The sequence below is a fragment of the Cryobacterium sp. MDB2-A-1 genome, from assembly GCF_004402675.1.
Classification (GTDB): Bacteria; Actinomycetota; Actinomycetes; order Actinomycetales; family Microbacteriaceae; genus Cryobacterium; species Cryobacterium glucosi.
The window spans coordinates 45,107-61,334 of sequence record NZ_SOFK01000012.1 but is presented as its reverse complement, the minus strand read 5'-3'; the positions used below and the strand labels follow the sequence as shown (position 1 = coordinate 61,334).

The window sequence follows — 16,228 nt, the reverse complement described above, 5'->3', positions numbered from 1 at the left end:
GTGGGTTGATCGCCCGCGGCCACTGAATCGTGGGCCTGCGGGGTGTGTGACTGGGGATCCCAAGCTCCTGCCATACCCCGATTCTACCCCGAATCGAACACGAATGCGAGACTTACTCACATAATTGGGGGCTTCTCATTCCGAGTTTCATACCTGAAGACGGTTGATTCTCCTGCCCATGGTTCCGAATTCAGGAGATCCGTGCGGCCGGGCGGGTAACTCGGGTCCGCGGACAAGTGCAGCCGATCCCACCCGGCCGCACGGAACTCCTGAGTTCGGGACGCTCACCGACGTGCGGAACATCGCGCAGCAGAGGTCCGAGATCCTGTCGGCCGGCTGCGGGAGGGCGCGGAATCGAGTCAGTGAGCGACTCAGCGGAAGCGGGTCTCCTTGACGAGGCTGCCGTCCCTGGCCCAGGTGCGCCAGACGCCGATCTGGCGGCCGCGGTCGAATTCTCCCGTACGCATCAGCGTGCCGTCTGTGCGGAACCACTCCCACTCGCCGTGGAGTTCGCCATCGAGGGTGCTCCCGCTCGCCTTGGTCTCACCAGTGGCATAGTGGTCGACCCGCGACGTGGGCGACGACGCGTGCAGACCGTCTGGTGCAGCGGACGACGGGATCGGCTCTGGATTCACGCCCCCAGTCTGCCAGCCGACGGCTCACGCCGACAGTGGCGGAGTGACCTCAACGCCGCCGACCAGTCGGCGACGTGCGGACGGATACGGACTTCCCGGCTGTTCTAGACGTCTCCGGCCTGACAGCCCTTTCTGCCAGGCGGACGTGCCCTACCATCGAGGTCATGGCACTCATCCACCGGGCCCAGCTTCGGCCGTCCAAGCTTGAACTCGTCGAACCCTGGCTGCGGATGCAGTCCTGGTTCGCCGGCGATCCCTCCGCCCCCCTGACGGCCGTCGCGGCATACCGTTTTGACGATCCGGCGGGTGAGGTCGGCATCGAAACGCTGCTCGTGCGTGCCGGCGACGGTCCGGTGCTCCAGGTGCCGCTGACGTATCGCGATGCGCCCCTCGAAGGCGGCGACGCCTGGTTGATCGGCACGATGGAACACTCGGTCCTGGGTCGTCGCTGGACATACGACGCCACCGGGGATCCCACCTACATCGCCGCGCTCGCAACGACCATCCACCGCGGCGGCACCCAGGCCGACGAGTTCGTCGACGTCGACGGGGAACTCGTCTTCCGGGAGTCCACGGCGACGGTCGCAGGCAGCGGGACCACGGATGCGTCCACCCCGGCACTGTCGTCGACGACAGCTCTCTCGACCAGGGACGAGCTCGGTTCGACCGTGGTCGAGGCCGGCTCCCTGCGCCTCGTCGTACTCAGGGTGCCCGGCAGCCCTACTGCGGAGACGAGCGTTCTCGCGGCCCGGACGCCCACCGGCGGCGTCCCGGAGCACCTCTCCGGTACCTGGGCCGATCAGCCGCGCTCACGGATCCTGGCCCTGGCCATCGCACTCTGACCTGCCCGCCTGACCTGCTCCGCCTGGACCACGCCGACACCGTCACCGGGTGTTCACCGAACAGAAGTTGCGGTCGGGCCCGGCACACGTCAGGATTGTCCCGCGGCAGGCATCCGCTGGCGAAAGCACGTACAGATGAAGGATTTGAATGGACCGGACGGACCTCGTTCAGTTGTTTTCCGTCGTGGACGCCGGCCCGGCGCGCTGGGAGGTCCGTCACGATGTGACCGATGAACTCGCGGGCATCCTCGAGCGAACGCCGCGCGGGTTCCTGCTGGTCAACGAAGACGGGCAGCGGATCGGCAGCTTCGACTCGATCGCGAGCGCCCTCGAAGGCCTCTACGCCGTCCTGTAGCCAGGCCGGATTGCGCTCAGGCGCCCGACGACCCCTCGGTCGTCGACTGGCCGGATCCTGAGCCAGAGTCGAGGAATGCCTCGAACTCACGGCTGTCGGTCAGTCCGCCCGGGTACTGCGCCCCGTCGACGAGCACGGTCGGCGTGCCCTGGATCGAATCGATCTCCGCTCCAGGGATGGGCCCGTTGAGGGCGGCATCGGTGTTGGCCTCCGACCACATCTGGTAGTCGCCCTGCGCGATGCAGGCGGAGATGTCCGTACCGGCCGGCGAAAGCGCGGCGAGTTCAGCGTCAGTGAGGCCCTGGGTGTTCTCCTGCGGCTGGTTCGCGAACAGGGCCGCGAGGTAGTCGAGGGTCGAGTCCGGAGCGAGTGTTGCGACGCAGGTGAGCGCGGAGGATGCCCTGCTCGAGTAATACGTGCCCTGGGAGGCCTGGTCGAGGAAGGTCAGCGCGTGCAGTCGCAGTGTGATCGAGCCGTCATCGACGCGGCTCGCGAGCAGCGCGCCGTTGGTCGCCTCGAACTGGCCGCAGTACGGGCACATCGGGTCGATGTACTCGTCGACGATCTGGCTGCCGGTGCCGACGGACACGTAACCATCGTCGAAGTGGGCCGCGCCGAGCGTGCCACTCGGCAGGAGGCCCTGCGAGGCGTCCGGTTCGCTCGTCGCCGAGGTGACCGGCCCGCCGAAGCCGCCGTGCTGGGCCATGTTCAGGAAGACCCGACCGAAGGCCGCAGCGAACAGGATCGAGAGGACGATGAGGACGGCCGTGGACGCCAGTCCCACGTAGCCGATCACAAGACCCGCGATGGCGAGGCCGCGCCCCCGTTCACCGCGGCGTGCGATCTGGCCGAGCGCGATGTGCCCCGTGATCACGGCGACGAGGGACACGACGAACGCGGACACGAGAGAGACGATCGCGAGCGTGTTCGTGCGGGGCACCTGGGGGTACTCCTGCTGCCGGTAGTCCTGCTGCGGGTACGGCTGGAGCGAATCCTGATGCGGCGTTCCCTGCTCGGGGGACGCCGGCAGACCGGACTGGTCCGGGTAGGACGGGAACGGCTCTGGATTGTCGTTGCTCATGATCTTCCCCTGGACGAACGGTACGGGACGGTGCGGACGAGCCTAGGGTGCTGCGGGAGTAGCCGACGCCGGCGGGGCCGTCTGCGCGATCCTGCCGAGCAATCCGTTGACGAACCCGGCCGAATCATCCGTCGACAGGATCTTCGCGGCCTCGACGGCCTCATCGATCGCGACGGCGTGAGGAACGGCATCGTTGAACAGGATCTCCCAGATCCCGATCCGCAGGATGGCACGGTCGACGACCGGCATCCGCTTGAGCGTCCAGCCCTGCGAGTAGGTCTCGATGAGTTCGTCGATCTCCTCGCGGTGATCGACGACGCCGTCCACGATCTCGCGCGCGTACAGCCAGGAGGCCATCCGCGCGGGTTCGCTCGCGGCCCGCTGCGCCTCGGCGGCGAGCGATTCGGGAATCGTCGTCTGCCGCACGTCGGCGGCGTACAGGATGTCGAGCGCGCGCTTACGCGCCTTCGTTCGTGCGCTCACTAGTTGACGCGGCCGAGGTAGTCACCGGTGCGGGTGTCGACCTTGACTTTGGTGCCCTGTTCGAGGAACAGCGGGACCTGGATCTGGAACCCGGTCTCCACGGTGGCGGGCTTGGTGCCGCCGGTGGAGCGGTCGCCCTGCAGGCCGGGCTCCGTGTACGTGATTTCGAGCACGACGGATGCCGGCAGCTCGACATACAGCGGGTTGCCGTTGTGGAGGGCGATGGTGACGTTCTGGTTCTCAAGGAGGAAGTTCGAGGCCTCGCCGACGACGACGTTGGAGACGGTGAGCTGGTCGAAGTCGGAGACGTCCATGAAGACGTAGGAGTCGCCGTCCGCGTACAGGTACTGGAAGTCCTGGCGGTCGACGTTCTCGGTCTCGATCTTGGCTCCGGCGTTGAAGGTGCGGTCGACGGTCTTGCCCGTGACGACGTTCTTCAGTTTGGTGCGAACGAAAGCGCCGCCCTTGCCCGGCTTGACGTGCTGGAAGTCGGTGACGGCCCAAAGCTGGCCGTCCATGTTGAGGACGACGCCATTTCGGATATCGGCGGTTGATGCCATGGAAAGCGTTTCCGTTCATTCAGTTCAGTTAGGAAGGTGCGCGGCCGAATCGGCCTCAAACGAGTGTAGTTGCCCGGAGGCTGAGAGCCAAAGGCGGGCCAACGGGCACTCCGCAGGTTCGGCCACCCCCTGTCGCGAGTCACGAACGACCGGGGATGGGCACGACCTTCCCGAACGAGCCCTCAGCCGAAGCTTTCCATCAGGCGGGACCGGATCAGGAAACGCACGCCGCGCGGAGCCTCGAGGGAGAAGCCGCTGCCCCGGCCGGGGACGAGGTCGACCGTCAGGAACGTGTGGCTCCAGTATTCGAACTGTTCCGCCGACATCCAGAAGTCGACGGCCTGGGCCGTTTCACCGGCCGGCGCGATGTCGAGCCGGCCCAGCAGCACGTCGCGGTCCGAGGTGATGAACTCCCCGGCCGGGAAACACATCGGCGAACTGCCGTCGCAGCATCCGCCCGACTGGTGGAACATCAGCGGTCCGAACTCGGCCCAGAGCTCGCGCAGGGTGTCGACGGCGGCCGGCGTGAACTCGACGCGCGGCGTGGTCTCCCCCGGAACCGTGACGGAGGCGATGACCGTGGTTGTTGAGGGCGCTGCTGGCGACATTGCCTGGCCTTTCATCGTTCGATTCACGCTCGATGGTCATCGGGCGGGATGTGCACCAACGGTAGTCGAGCTGCGGGACGGCCGAAAGGGGCCACCGGTCGATACCGGCGGCCCCCTTCGGCACGATGCCGTTTAGAAGAAGCCGAGGGGCTTCTCCGAGTAGGACACGAGCAGGTTCTTGGTCTGCTGGTAGTGCCCGAGGGCGAGCTTGTTGTTCTCGCGGCCGATGCCAGAGCTCTTGTACCCGCCGAACGCGGCGCCGGCAGGGTAGTGGTGGTAGTTGTTCACCCACACCCGGCCGGCGTGGATGTCGCGCCCGGCCCGGTATGCCACGTTGCCGTTCCGGGACCAGACGCCCGCGCCGAGCCCGTAGAGGTTGTCGTTGGCGATCGAAATGGCGTCCTCGTAGTCGGAGAAGCTCGTGACCGCGAGGACCGGCCCGAAGATCTCCTCCTGGAAGATGCGCATCTTGTTGTTGCCCTCGAAGATGGTCGGCTGCACGTAATAGCCGCCGCTCAGGTCACCGCCGAGGTCGACACGCTCACCGCCGAGGGCGAGACGGGCGCCCTCCTGCTTGCCGATGTCGATGTAGGACAGGATCTTCTCGAGCTGGTCGTTGCTCGCCTGGGCCCCGACCTGGGTGTCGGTGTCGAGCGGGTTGCCCTGGATCGCCTTGCGGGTGCGCTCAATGGCGCTGCCGAGGAAGCTCTCGTAGATCGGCTTCTGCAGGAGCGCCCTGCTCGGTGCCGTGCAGACCTCGCCCTGGTTGAAGGCGAAGAGCACAAAACCTTCCTGGGCCTTGTCGTAGAAGCTGTCCTGCTCCTGGGCGACGTCGCTGAAGAAGATGTTCGCGCTCTTGCCGCCGAGTTCGACCGTGGCAGGGATGATGTTGGCGCTCGCGTACTGCAGGATGAGGCGGCCCGTCGTGGTCTCGCCCGTGAACGCGATCTTGCGGATCCGCGGGGAGGACGCAAGCGGCTTGCCCGCCTCGAGGCCGAACCCGTTGACGATGTTGAGCACGCCGGGCGGCAGGATGTCGCCGATCAGTTCGATCAGCACCATGATCGACACCGGGGTCTGCTCCGCCGGCTTCATCACGATCGCGTTCCCTGCCGCGAGGGCGGGGGCGAGCTTCCAGACGGCCATCAGGATGGGGAAGTTCCACGGGATGATCTGGCCGACGACGCCGAGCGGCTCGTGGAACTGGTACGAGACGGTGTCGTTGTCGAGTTCGGCGTGGTCGCCGTCCTGCGAGCGGATCGCAGCAGCGAAGTAGCGGAAGTGGTCGCTCGCGAGCGGCAGGTCGGCGTTCAGCGGTTCGCGGATCGGCTTGCCGTTGTCCCAGGTCTCTGCGACGGCGAGCAGTTCCTTGTTCGCGTCGATGACGTCGGCGATCTTGTTGAGCACGGCGGCGCGTTCCGTCGCCGTCGTCTTGCCCCAGGCCGGCGCGGCCCGGTGGGCGGCGTCGAGCGCGAGTTCGATGTCCTCCGCCGTTCCGCGGGCGACCTCGGCGAACGGCTTCCCGTTCACCGGAGAGATGTCTTCGAAGTACTGGCCCTTGACGGGCTTGACCCAGCCCCCGTTGATCCAGTTCTCATAGCGGGGCTTGAAGGTGACTTTGGCGCCCGGGGTCCCGGGGTTGGCATAGACGGTCATTTCTCTCCTCGTCGACGACGTTGTCGGTGGGGTCCGCCTGCTGCGGACCTGGCCCGAGCGTACGCGGAGGGACCGTTGCGTCAGGGTTGCGGGAGGTTGCGCCCGCCACCCGGGGCGCCGGTTTCGGCGAGGTCCGCCTCGATCTTCGCGAGGCGAGCGACGACGGATGCCCGTTTCGGCGACCGGGGCGGCAGCAGTTCCAGGCACGCGCGCCAGACCTCCTCGTCCCAGGCCGCCTCGTCGCTGCGGGCGTACTCGAGGAGCAGGTCGGGGCTCGCGTCGCTCAGCAGCGCCTGCCGCAGCCGGGAACTGATCTCCGAGCGGATCTCGACGATGCCGGGGGCGACGGAGGCGGGCAGCAGCGGCCCGCGGTAGGTGCCGAGCGCCACCCGGTGGGCGCCACGTTCGAGTAGGGCGAGCACGCGTTGCGCATCCAGCTCGACCGGCGAACCGAGACGGTACGGCCGGGAGGCGATCGAGATGGGCGGGGCCGTCCCGTCGAGGACCTTCCGCAAGCGAACCATCTCCGCGCGCAGGTTGTCGACGGAGTTCGACTGGTCGCTCAGCAGCTGGGACAGCCGGTCGGCGGTGAGGCCGTCCCGGTACCAGGCGAGCAGGGTCAGGATCTCGGCGTGCCGCGGACTCAGTTCGAAGGACCCGAGGCCGTTCTCGAGGAACCCGGTGTCGCGCCCGAGCACGGACACCCGCGCATTCGTCGGGCGTCTCTGGGTCGTGGGCGGCGGCGCCTGCGTGAATCCGGCGACACGCACGATCGCGCGATCGCGCGGGCCTCCGTGCCCTGGTCCGTTGTCGTTTCGATCGCGGAGCCGCTGGATGCGCAGTTCGGCCTCCATCGCCCAGGCCGCGGCCTCGACGAGCGGAAGGGTCTGCGGACCTACGGCGTCGTCCCCTCCCGTGACGTCGATGACGCCCAGGATGACGCCGGAATCGGGGTCGTGGATGGGCACGGCCGTGCAGCTCCACGAGTGCGCCAGCCGGTTGAAGTGCTCCGCCCGCTGGATCTGGATTCCGTGATCGAGCGCGAGCGCCGTCCCAGGGGCACTCGTCCCGACCCGGCGTTCCGACCAGTCGGCTCCCTCGACGAACAGCATGCCTTCCGCCTGGCGCCGCACGGTGCGGTCGCCGTCGATCCAGAGCAGCCTGCCCGACTCGTCTCCGATGGCGACGATGAGACCGGACTCGAGCGAATGCCGGATCAGGAGGTTCTGGACGACAGGAAGCACCGCGGAGAGCGGATGCCGGTCGCGCAGCTCCCTGAGCGCGTCGGACGACAGTTCCGGCTCGGGTGCCGGGCGGGCGGGATCGATCTGCAGTGACAGGGACCGTTCCCAGGATTCCTGGACGAGCCTGCGGACTCCGCCGCGGGCATCCGCGTGACTGGTCGAATCGGCGTGGGCTTCCGCGCCGAAGCGCGGAAAGAGGCGGGCCGGCCCCGCACCTGCTCCGGCACCGAATGCCGAGCCGAATGCGGACTCGTGCGCCCTGGCCAGTTTCAGCACGACATCCCGAACGGGTTCGCCTGTCGACCCCACGGTCCACTGGTTCACTGTCTGTCCTCCGATCGACTCTGGTCGGCGACCGGGTCGCTGCCCGCTCAGGGCATCATTCTAGGACCCATTCCTCGACGACGACGCTAGGAGCCGATTTCCTGGTACGCGGCGAAGAGCAGCGACGTGTCGGGGCCCTCGAGCACCGTCGGCTTGCCGATGTCGTCGAGAACGATGAAACGCAGCATTCCGCTGCGGGTCTTCTTGTCGCGTTGCATCGTCGCAAGCAGGGTGTTCCAGCGGCCGACCGGGTAGCTGGTCGGCAGGGTGAGCGATTCGAGGATGCTGCGGTGCCGGTCGGCCGCCTCGTCGGACAGCCGTCCGCTCAGCCGGGCGAGCTCCGCGGCGAACATCATGCCCACAGAGACCGCGGCGCCGTGCCGCCAGCCGTACCGTTCGGCGTGCTCGACGGCGTGGCCGAGGGTGTGCCCGTAGTTGAGGATCTCGCGCAGGCCGGATTCCTTGAAGTCAGCGCCGACGACGCGGGCCTTCATCTCGATCGCGAGTTCGAGCACGCGGCGGAACTGCGGCGTCTTCGGGTCGGTCACGGCCGCGACATCCGCTTCGACGATGTCGAGGATCTCGGGCACCTGGATGAAGCCTGCCTTCACGATCTCGGCGAAACCGGCGAGGATCTCGTTGCGGGGCAGGTCGTCGAGGGTGTCGAGGTCGCAGATCACGGCGGCGGGTGCGTAGAAGGTGCCGACCAGGTTCTTGCCTTCGGCAGTGTTGATGCCGTTCTTGCCGCCGACGGCGGCGTCGACCATGCCGAGCACGCTCGTCGGGAGCTGGACGAGGCGAACGCCGCGCAGCCAGGTCGCCGCGACGAAACCGGCGAGGTCGGTCGCGGCTCCGCCGCCGAAGCCGATCACGGCGTCCGTCCGGCTGAAGTCGGCCTGGCCCATCACCTGCCAGCAGAACGCGGCGACCTCGACCCGCTTGGCGGCCTCGGCATCCGGGACCTCGGCGATGAGCACCTCGTAGTGCGCGAGCAGGCCCTCGCGGAGGGCGACGGCGCGAGCGCCGAGCGTGGAGGTGTGCACGATGAGCACCTTGCCGACCTTCGGGCCGAGCTGTTCCGCGACCTCGGAGAGCAGTCCCCTGCCGATGATGACCGGGTAGCTGTCGGTTCCGGACACCGTGATGACGGTCGTCCCGGTCGTCCCGGTGGTCTCGGTGGTCTCGGTGGTGTTGTGAACGTCAGTCATGCGTGTTCTGCCCTCTCTGGGTCCAGGCCACGACATCGTCGGCGATGGAGTCCATCTGGCGATTCGAGGTGTCGATGTGGAGACCGGCAAGCTCTTCGTAGAGCGGGCGGCGAAGTTCGTAGATGCGGATCCAGTCGGAGAGCCCGCCAGCAAGCAGCGGTCGTTTGCCGCCCTTGATCCGGCCGGCGACGGCCTTCTCCGTCACGCTCAGGTAGACGACCCGGCACCGGGCGAGGTCGGCGCGGGTACCCGGATCGAGCACCGCTCCCCCACCGAGGGAGACGACGGCCCTGGTGGCGAGGGCCTGGCCGACGGCGATCCGTTCCAGCGCGCGGAAGTGTCCTTCGCCGTACCGGCTGAAGAGGTTCGCGATGGACCCGTGTCCGGAGACCACGAGCGCGTCGGTGTCCACGAACGGAACGCCGAGCACCCGCGCCACCCGCTTGCCGACCCTGGTCTTTCCGGCGGCCATCGGCCCGATCAGCACGAGCGGGAAGTCCGGGAGGTCACCGTCCCCTGCCGGTTCCGGCACGGCGGGCAGGTCCGCTGTCACAGTGCCGCCGGGATCACAGCGAGGCGTCGCTCGACGCGCCCGTCTTGAGGTTGCCGGGGATGTGTGCGAGGTAGGACTCCAGGTTCCGCCTGGTCTCGTCGATCGAGTCTCCGCCGAACTTCTCCAGCACCGAGTTGGCGAGAACGAGCGCGACCATGGCCTCGGCGACGACGCCTGCGGCAGGAACGGCGCAGACATCCGACCGCTGGTGGTGGGCGGGGGCCGCCTCGCTCGTCGTGACGTCGACGGTGCGCAGTGCCCGGGGGATCGTCGCGATCGGCTTCATGCCTGCCCGCACCCGCAGCACGGTTCCCGTGCTCATGCCGCCCTCCGTACCGCCTGCGCGGTCGCTGACCCGCTGGATGCGGCCGTCGGACTGCACGAGCTCATCGTGCGCGTGCGAACCGCGGCGGGTCGTGGTGAGGAAGCCGTCCCCGACCTCGACGCCCTTGATCGCCTGGATGCCCATCAGGGCCGCCGCGAGCTGGGAGTCCAGTCGCCGGTCCCAGTGCACGAACGAACCGAGACCGGGCGGCAGGTCGTATGCCAGCACCTCGACGACACCGCCGAGGGTGTCTCCGTCCTTGTGAGCCTGGTCGACCTCGGCCACCATCAGCGCGCTGGTCGCCGCGTCGAAGCAGCGCAGCGGGTCGGCGTCGAGCATCCCGACGTCGTCCGGGTGGGGCAGCGGAGCGTCTTCGGGCACGCGCACGGGCCCGATCGACAGGGTATGGCTGACCAGGCGGATGCCGAGCTCGGCGAGGAACGACCGTGCGACGGCACCGAGGGCCACCCGTGCGGCGGTCTCGCGAGCACTGGCCCGTTCGAGGACGGGCCTGGCTTCGTCGAAGCCGTACTTCTGCATGCCGACGAGGTCGGCGTGACCCGGCCTGGGCCGGGTGAGCGGGGCGCCGCGGCCGCGGGTGCTCTGGGCTTCGCCCGGCGCCGTCTCGACGGGGTCAGCGCTCATGACCTCTGACCACTTCGGCCACTCGGTGTTGCCGATCCGCAGCGCGACGGGCCCGCCGAGGGTGAACCCGTGCCGGACACCGCCGGAAATGGTGAGATCGTCCTGCTCGAACGTCATCCGGGCGCCCCGGCCGTAGCCGAGTTTGCGGCGCGCGAGATCGAGGCGGATCGAATCGAGTGTGACCGGGATCCCTGCGGGCAAACCCTCGACAATGGCGATGAGTTCGGGGCCGTGGGACTCTCCTGCGGTGAGCCAACGAAGCATGCCCACTATCCTTCCACAGGCTTTCCGTGGTTCTCGCGCTCAGGAAGCGGGGGTGTCGTGCGCTCAACCATATTCGGGGTGGTCCTTCATCCAGGCCTGCCATTGGGCGACACCGGCTTCGTGTTCGGCTGCGGTCGTCGAGAAGATGGTCTCGCCGGTGTCGAGGTTCCAGGTCACGAAATACAGCCAGGTCCCGTCTGCGGGGTGCAGGGCTGCGTTGATCGCGAGGTCCCCCGGGTTCGAGATCGGGCCGACCGGGAGTCCGGGGTGGACATAGGTGTTGTATGCGTTGCCCGCGTCGGCGCGTTCGGCATCCGTCGTCGTGACGACGTTCGTGTGGCCGGTGCCGTATGCCACCGTCGCGTCGGACTGCAGCAGCCCGCTCTCCCACTGAGCCGGGTCGAGCCGGTTGAGGAACACCCGGGCGACCTTGGGGTAGTCGGCGGCGAGGCCGGCCTCCCGCTGGATGAGTGCGGCGAGCACGATGGTCTTCCACCGGTCGGCGGGCGCGACCCCTGCGGAGTCGAGGGCCTGGAACTGGCGGTCAACGAGGGTCTTGAGCGCGTCCTTCGCGGTGATGCCCGGAGCGAAGGTGTACGTCGCGGGGAACAGGAAGCCCTCGAGGGTCGTGGCCTCTGCCGGAAGGCCGAAGGCCGCGACATCGGTGGACGCCGCCTGGAGGTCGGCGAGCGGGAGGTTCGTCCCCTCGCTGACCAGTTGGAGGATGTCCGCCTCCGCCGTTCCTTCCGGGATCACGACGGTCTGTTCGAGCTTGCTTGCAGGGTCCTGAAGTGCGGTGAGCGCGGCGCTCGCGCTCATCTTCGTCATGAGCTGGTACGCGCCTGGCTGGAAGACCGGAGCGGGCGTGACCTTCAACAGGAGCTTGTAGAAGGCGTCGTAGCTCTTGACGACATCCTGGGCCACCAGCGTGTTCGCCACGTCGGATCCGGTCTCACCGTCATGGATCATGACCACGACCTTCGTCTCGCCAGACCCGGAGTAGTCGGCGGGGCCGGCGAGGGTCGCCTGGAGCTGAGAGATCGGGCCCTGCAGGGCGAAGAAGGCCCCCGCCACGAGCGCCACCAGCACGACGAGGGCGATCAGACAGCCCCACGCGCCCTTGCGACGCCGCTTGGGCGGTCGCGGTGGCTCGGAGCCGAGTTGGGAGCGACGGCTCGATCGTGACGTCGACGGAGCCTGGGCGGTCGTGCGGAGCGACCGGCGGGTGGGGAAGTCACCGCCGTCGGCGGGGGCCCCTGCGTGGCCCGGCTCGCCGGACGCCGTCGTCCCGGCGTGCGGAGCCAGCAAAGATGCCCAGGGATTGACCGGGGTTTCCTCGCCGGGAGCAGGAGTCGGAGGAGTACCGTGCGCGTGGGGCGCCGCTGAGTTCCGGCCTGCCGGGTCGTCCCGGGGGTCGAGCGGTGGGTGGGACACGATCAGGACCCTTCGATCGGGGCGGCTGGCGACGGTGGCGTGGCGGGAACGGCCGGCACAACGGCAGAACCTGGCGGATGCCCGAGACCGCGTTCGGTGTCGAGAGCATGCTGGAGGATGATGGTGGCCGCTACCTGGTCAATGACCGGGCGCTGTGTCTTCGCCTTCCGGCCTGCCGTGCGGAGGACTCCCTGGGCGGCGACGGTCGAGAGCCGTTCGTCGACGAGGCGCACGGGAACGGGAACGGCCAGGGCGAGCACCTCCGCAAAGCCCACGGCGTCCTGTGTCGACGCGGTGTGGTTTCCGGACAGGGCGAGCGGGAGGCCGACGATGACCTCCATTGCGCCGAGATCGTGGACGACGGCGATGATGCGGGCGACATCGGTGACGCCGTTCCCGTCCCGGGGAACGGTTTCGACCGGGGTCGCGAGCATGCCGTGCGGGTCACTCATCGCGAGACCGATCCTGGCCTTGCCGACATCGACTCCGACCCGCACGCCATGCCGCATTCTTCAGCCCGCGATCGTGGTGCGGACGGCGACGAGGGCGCTCGCGATCTTGTCGACGTCGGTTCCACCGCCCTGGGCGAGGTCGTCCTTGCCGCCGCCCCCGCCGCCGAGGATGCCGGCGACGAGCTTCGCGAGGGCCCCGGCGCGCTGGCCCGTCTCCCGCGCTGCAGCGTTGGTGGCCACGATGATGACTGGCTTGTCGTCCACGACGGCCGCAAGCGCGACCACCGCAGGGTCGGAGCCGAGCTGCGCCCGGGTTGCCGTGACCAGCATCCGCACCTCATCGGGAGAGTGCAGGGTGCCGAGGTTCTCGGCGACAAGGCGTACTGCCCCTGCGCGCTGGGCGGTCGCGACGAGTGCGGGGACGCGCTCGGTCAGCGCTTTAGCCTCGAAAGCCGCGATCTTCTTCTCCGCGGCCTTGAGGCTCGTGAGCAGCTCGCCGATGCGTTCGGGCAGTTGTTCCTTGGGAGTCTTGAGGTTCGCGGTCAGCTGGGAGACGATCGCCCGCTCAGCAGCGAGGTCCCGGAAGGCCTCGAGGCCGACGAGGGACTCGACGCGGCGGTTCGTGGACCCGACCGAGGCCTCGCTGACGAGGTTGATCATTCCGATCTCGGCGCTCGAACCCACGTGGGTTCCCGCGCAGAGTTCCCGTGACCAGGGTCCGCCGATGTCGACGACGCGAACCCGGTCGCCGTACTTCTCGCTGAAGAGCGCCATGGCCCCGAGTGCCTTCGCCTCGGCGAGGGGAAGCTCACGGGTGACGACGGGCAGGTTGTCGCGGATCGCGTTGTTGGAGATCTCCTCGATCTCGCTGCGGGTCGCGGCAGAGAGCGCCTGGTTCCAGGAGAAGTCGAGACGGAAGAATCCGGCCTTGTTGTACGAGCCGGACTGGTGCGCGTTCGGGCCGAGGACCTGGCGCAGTGCCGCGTGCAGCACGTGGGTTCCGGAGTGCGCCTGCCGGGCGCCGCGTCGCCAGTCGGGATCGACGACGCTCGTCGCAGGGTCTCCCACGCCGACCTCACCGCTTGTGACGTGCACCTTGTGGCTGATCAGGCCCTTGACGGGCTTCTGAACGTCGAGGACCTCGAGCTCGTAGCCGCGGCCGACGATGAGGCCGGCGTCGGCCTCCTGACCGCCGGACTCGGCGTAGAGCGCGGTCTCGGCGAGGATCACTTCTGCGATTTCGCCCGCGACCGCCTTCGTGACGGATGCGCCGTCCACGATGATCCCGAGCACGCTGGACTCGGTCTGCAGTTCCTCGTATCCGGTGAACACCGTCTCGCCTGACGCGCGGAAGGCGCTGTAGACGGAGAGGTCGGCGAGGTGGGTCTTCTTGGCCTTCGCGTCCGCCTTCGCCATCGAGCGCTGCTTGGCCATCAGGGCGTCGAATGCCGACCGGTTGACGCTCAGCCCGGCTTCTTCCGCCATCTCGAGGGTGATCTCGATCGGGAACCCGTAGGTGTCGTGCAGCAGGAACGCGGTGTCCCCCGGCAGTTCGGTCTTCTTCGCCTTGATCGTCTTCGCGACCGCGACGTCGAGGACCGTGCTGCCGCTCGCGAGGGTGCGGAGGAAGGTCTCCTCCTCGGCGTATGCGCCCTGGCTGATCCTGGCGTAGTCGCCGTGGACCTCGGGATACGCGCTCATCATGGCGTCCCGCGCGGCGGGGAACAGTTCGGGGAAGGTCGCGACGTCCACGCCGAGCAGGCGCATGGCGCGTACCGTGCGGCGCATCAGCCGCCGGAGGATGTAGCCGCGACCCTCGTTGGACGGCGTGACGCCGTCGCTCATCAGCATGAGCGAGGACCGCACGTGGTCTGCGACGATGCGCATGCGTACGTCGTCGTCGTGCACGGCGCCGTAGCGGCGTCCGGAGAGGGCGGCAGCGAGGTCGAGGACCGGACGGACCTGGTCGATCTCGTACATGTTCTCGACGCCCTGCTTGAGGAAGGCGACACGTTCGAGACCCATGCCGGTGTCGATGTTCTTCTTCGGGAGGTCGCCGAGGATGACGAAGTCGTTCTTGCCGGTCCCCTCGCCCCTGAGGTACTGCATGAAGACGAGGTTCCAGATTTCGACGTACCGGTCGTCGTCCGTCGCCGGGCCGCCGTCGGCACCGTACGCGGGGCCGCGGTCGAAGAAGATCTCGGAGCAGGGGCCCGCTGGGCCCGGTTGGCCGGTAGACCAGTAGTTGCTGTCCATTCCGAGGCGCTGGATGCGGTCCTCCGGCAGGCCGAGGGCGCGCCAGTAGCGGAACGCCTCGTCGTCGTCCTGGTAGACGGTGACCCAGAGGTCCTTCTCCTCGAATCCGTAGCCGCCGTCGGCCTCAGACGTCGTCAGGAGCTCCCAGGCGTAGCCGATGGCCTGTTCCTTGAAGTAGTCACCGAAGGAGAAGTTGCCGTTCATCTGGAAGAACGTGCCGTGGCGGGGTGTCTTGCCCACCTCTTCGATGTCGTTGGTCCTGATGCACTTCTGCACACTCGTCGCACGGGGATACGGCGCGGGGACGAGGCCGGTCAGATAGGGCACAAAGGGCACCATCCCGGCGACGGTGAACAGGAGGGTGGGGTCGTCGCTGACGAGTGACGCCGACGGTACGACGGTGTGTCCGCGGTCGGCAAAGAAGTCGAGCCAGCGCCCGCGAATTTCAGCAGTCTGCATGGGTTCCGTAGTTCGTTGAAAATGAATAGGCGAAAAAGTAGCGAGGGCTGAGCGGGCTCAGGGGCGGGTCGTTCCGCCGAGCGCATCCGTTCCGGCGTCGGCGACGTCGCCGAGCGCGTCGCGCAGCTCGGCTTCGCGCTTGCGGTAGCCATCGGAGATGGCCTCGCCGAACTCGCGGGCCTTGGTGTCGAGGTCACTGAAGAACAGCTTGCCCTGACGGGTGTTGTTGGCTTCATGCGCGATCAAGAATCCGATGCCGACCCCGATGACCAACCAGATGAAATTCTTCATGACAAATGCTCCCTGAACGGTGTGGAGACCCTGATAAGAAATGCGCGATGGCCGCGCGTGTGGTGCGGCCGGCGTATCCCGGACTCGACCAGCCTCTTTCCAGCGTAGCCGACTACCCGCGCCGACGGCCTGCGCGCGTCGGGGATGCGGCGCGGAAACCCGCCCTGACGGCGGCGGAGAAGCCTGCGAGTTTGATGAGCGGTCCGCCGACGGTCGCGGCGAACAGTGCGACGAGTGCCGAGACATTGCCCGTCACGTCCGCGACGTTTCCGGTGATCGTGTCGACCCTGGCCAGCTGTTTGTTGGTTTCTTGCAGGGTCGTCGTGGTTTCGGAGAGGAGCGGCGTGACGTTCTGGCTCAGCTCATGGATGGCCAGGGTCGTCTCATCGAACACCCGGCCGAGCTTCAGCAGCGGGACCGCGAGGAGCCCGACGAGAACGGCAAACACGACGGCGGCGGCGAGGCCCGCGATATCTCCACCTGACACTGGTGACTCCATCCATTCCGAGAGGGGCATGCATTGGCACCCGGCGTGCTGCACCGGTTAACGCAC

At 67.9% G+C, this 16,228-nt stretch carries 17 protein-coding genes; 2 read left to right on the top strand and 15 right to left on the bottom strand.

What is annotated here, in order from left to right:
• Positions 1-371: 371 nt before the first annotated feature.
• Complete coding sequence (locus tag E3O39_RS03230) at positions 372-635, bottom strand: toxin-antitoxin system YwqK family antitoxin (protein WP_198413362.1); 264 nt, start codon at positions 633-635, stop codon at positions 372-374.
• Between the two features lie 164 nt (positions 636-799).
• Here E3O39_RS03230 and E3O39_RS03225 point away from each other — a divergent pair, with 164 nt between their 5' ends.
• Positions 800-1,477 carry a hypothetical protein gene (locus E3O39_RS03225; RefSeq protein WP_134449471.1) on the top strand — a complete coding sequence of 226 codons (678 nt, stop codon included), beginning with the start codon at positions 800-802 and terminating at the stop codon, positions 1,475-1,477.
• Positions 1,478-1,625: 148 nt separating this feature from the next.
• Positions 1,626-1,832, top strand: a complete 207-nt coding sequence (locus E3O39_RS03220) for a hypothetical protein (protein ID WP_134449470.1) — start codon at positions 1,626-1,628, stop codon at positions 1,830-1,832.
• 16 nt (positions 1,833-1,848) lie between these two features.
• On the opposite strand, the gene E3O39_RS03215 is transcribed toward E3O39_RS03220, so the two are convergent.
• The 14 genes from E3O39_RS03215 to E3O39_RS03150 form a co-directional block, all read right to left on the bottom strand.
• The gene (locus E3O39_RS03215) at positions 1,849-2,913 is read right to left on the bottom strand and encodes a thioredoxin domain-containing protein (RefSeq protein WP_134449469.1); all 1,065 of its coding nucleotides are present in this window, start codon (positions 2,911-2,913) and stop codon (positions 1,849-1,851) included.
• A 42-nt stretch (positions 2,914-2,955) separates the two neighbouring features.
• Positions 2,956-3,396, bottom strand: a complete 441-nt coding sequence (gene nusB / locus E3O39_RS03210) for a transcription antitermination factor NusB (RefSeq protein ID WP_134449468.1) — start codon at positions 3,394-3,396, stop codon at positions 2,956-2,958.
• Positions 3,396-3,956 carry an elongation factor P gene (gene efp, locus E3O39_RS03205; protein WP_134449467.1) on the bottom strand — a complete coding sequence of 187 codons (561 nt, stop codon included), beginning with the start codon at positions 3,954-3,956 and terminating at the stop codon, positions 3,396-3,398. Before efp ends, nusB begins: the two co-directional genes overlap by 1 nt.
• A 182-nt stretch (positions 3,957-4,138) precedes the next feature.
• On the bottom strand, positions 4,139-4,564 hold the full coding sequence (locus tag E3O39_RS03200; RefSeq protein ID WP_134449466.1) for a DUF779 domain-containing protein: 426 nt from the start codon (positions 4,562-4,564) through the stop codon (positions 4,139-4,141).
• 132 nt (positions 4,565-4,696) lie between these two features.
• A complete protein-coding gene (locus tag E3O39_RS03195; RefSeq protein ID WP_134449465.1) occupies positions 4,697-6,220 on the bottom strand; it encodes an aldehyde dehydrogenase family protein in 1,524 nt (507 codons plus the stop codon).
• Positions 6,221-6,300: 80 nt separating this feature from the next.
• Positions 6,301-7,788, bottom strand: a complete 1,488-nt coding sequence (locus tag E3O39_RS03190) for a GAF domain-containing protein (protein ID WP_174774632.1) — start codon at positions 7,786-7,788, stop codon at positions 6,301-6,303.
• A gap of 86 nt (positions 7,789-7,874) precedes the next feature.
• Positions 7,875-8,996, bottom strand: a complete 1,122-nt coding sequence (gene aroB, locus E3O39_RS03185; RefSeq protein WP_134449464.1) for a 3-dehydroquinate synthase — start codon at positions 8,994-8,996, stop codon at positions 7,875-7,877.
• A complete protein-coding gene (locus E3O39_RS03180; protein ID WP_347233249.1) occupies positions 8,989-9,549 on the bottom strand; it encodes a shikimate kinase in 561 nt (186 codons plus the stop codon). The genes aroB and E3O39_RS03180 overlap by 8 nt, the downstream gene beginning before the upstream one ends.
• Positions 9,550-9,562: 13 nt before the next feature.
• A complete protein-coding gene (gene aroC, locus E3O39_RS03175) occupies positions 9,563-10,783 on the bottom strand; it encodes a chorismate synthase (RefSeq protein WP_134449463.1) in 1,221 nt (406 codons plus the stop codon).
• 63 nt (positions 10,784-10,846) lie between these two features.
• On the bottom strand, positions 10,847-12,217 hold the full coding sequence (gene mltG / locus E3O39_RS03170; protein WP_241984959.1) for an endolytic transglycosylase MltG: 1,371 nt from the start codon (positions 12,215-12,217) through the stop codon (positions 10,847-10,849).
• A gap of 2 nt (positions 12,218-12,219) precedes the next feature.
• Positions 12,220-12,726, bottom strand: coding sequence for a Holliday junction resolvase RuvX (gene ruvX / locus E3O39_RS03165; RefSeq protein WP_174774833.1), 507 nt, complete (start codon positions 12,724-12,726; stop codon positions 12,220-12,222).
• A 3-nt stretch (positions 12,727-12,729) separates the two neighbouring features.
• Entirely contained in the window at positions 12,730-15,384 is a 2,655-nt protein-coding gene (gene alaS / locus E3O39_RS03160; RefSeq protein WP_134449460.1) for an alanine--tRNA ligase, read from the bottom strand.
• A 57-nt stretch (positions 15,385-15,441) separates the two neighbouring features.
• Positions 15,442-15,675: a hypothetical protein gene (locus E3O39_RS03155; RefSeq protein WP_134449459.1), complete on the bottom strand. Its 234-nt coding sequence runs from the start codon at positions 15,673-15,675 to the stop codon at positions 15,442-15,444.
• Between the two features lie 112 nt (positions 15,676-15,787).
• Entirely contained in the window at positions 15,788-16,162 is a 375-nt protein-coding gene (locus E3O39_RS03150) for a DUF948 domain-containing protein (RefSeq protein ID WP_134449458.1), read from the bottom strand.
• Positions 16,163-16,228 lie beyond the last annotated feature (66 nt).

What these genes read in the sequence shown, in the direction of transcription:
- E3O39_RS03155 (WP_134449459.1), bottom strand. Translation starts at nt 15,675, where the DNA reads ATGAAGAATTTCATCTGGTTGGTCATCGGGGTCGGCATCGGATTCTTG.
- aroC (WP_134449463.1), bottom strand. Translation starts at nt 10,783, where the DNA reads ATGCTTCGTTGGCTCACCGCAGGAGAGTCCCACGGCCCCGAACTCATC.
- E3O39_RS03200 (WP_134449466.1), bottom strand. Translation starts at nt 4,564, where the DNA reads ATGTCGCCAGCAGCGCCCTCAACAACCACGGTCATCGCCTCCGTCACG.
- alaS (WP_134449460.1), bottom strand. Translation starts at nt 15,384, where the DNA reads ATGCAGACTGCTGAAATTCGCGGGCGCTGGCTCGACTTCTTTGCCGAC.
- ruvX (WP_174774833.1), bottom strand. Translation starts at nt 12,726, where the DNA reads ATGCGGCATGGCGTGCGGGTCGGAGTCGATGTCGGCAAGGCCAGGATC.
- E3O39_RS03225 (WP_134449471.1), top strand. Translation starts at nt 800, where the DNA reads ATGGCACTCATCCACCGGGCCCAGCTTCGGCCGTCCAAGCTTGAACTC.
- E3O39_RS03215 (WP_134449469.1), bottom strand. Translation starts at nt 2,913, where the DNA reads ATGAGCAACGACAATCCAGAGCCGTTCCCGTCCTACCCGGACCAGTCC.
- E3O39_RS03220 (WP_134449470.1), top strand. Translation starts at nt 1,626, where the DNA reads ATGGACCGGACGGACCTCGTTCAGTTGTTTTCCGTCGTGGACGCCGGC.
- E3O39_RS03195 (WP_134449465.1), bottom strand. Translation starts at nt 6,220, where the DNA reads ATGACCGTCTATGCCAACCCCGGGACCCCGGGCGCCAAAGTCACCTTC.
- efp (WP_134449467.1), bottom strand. Translation starts at nt 3,956, where the DNA reads ATGGCATCAACCGCCGATATCCGAAATGGCGTCGTCCTCAACATGGAC.
- aroB (WP_134449464.1), bottom strand. Translation starts at nt 8,996, where the DNA reads ATGACTGACGTTCACAACACCACCGAGACCACCGAGACCACCGGGACG.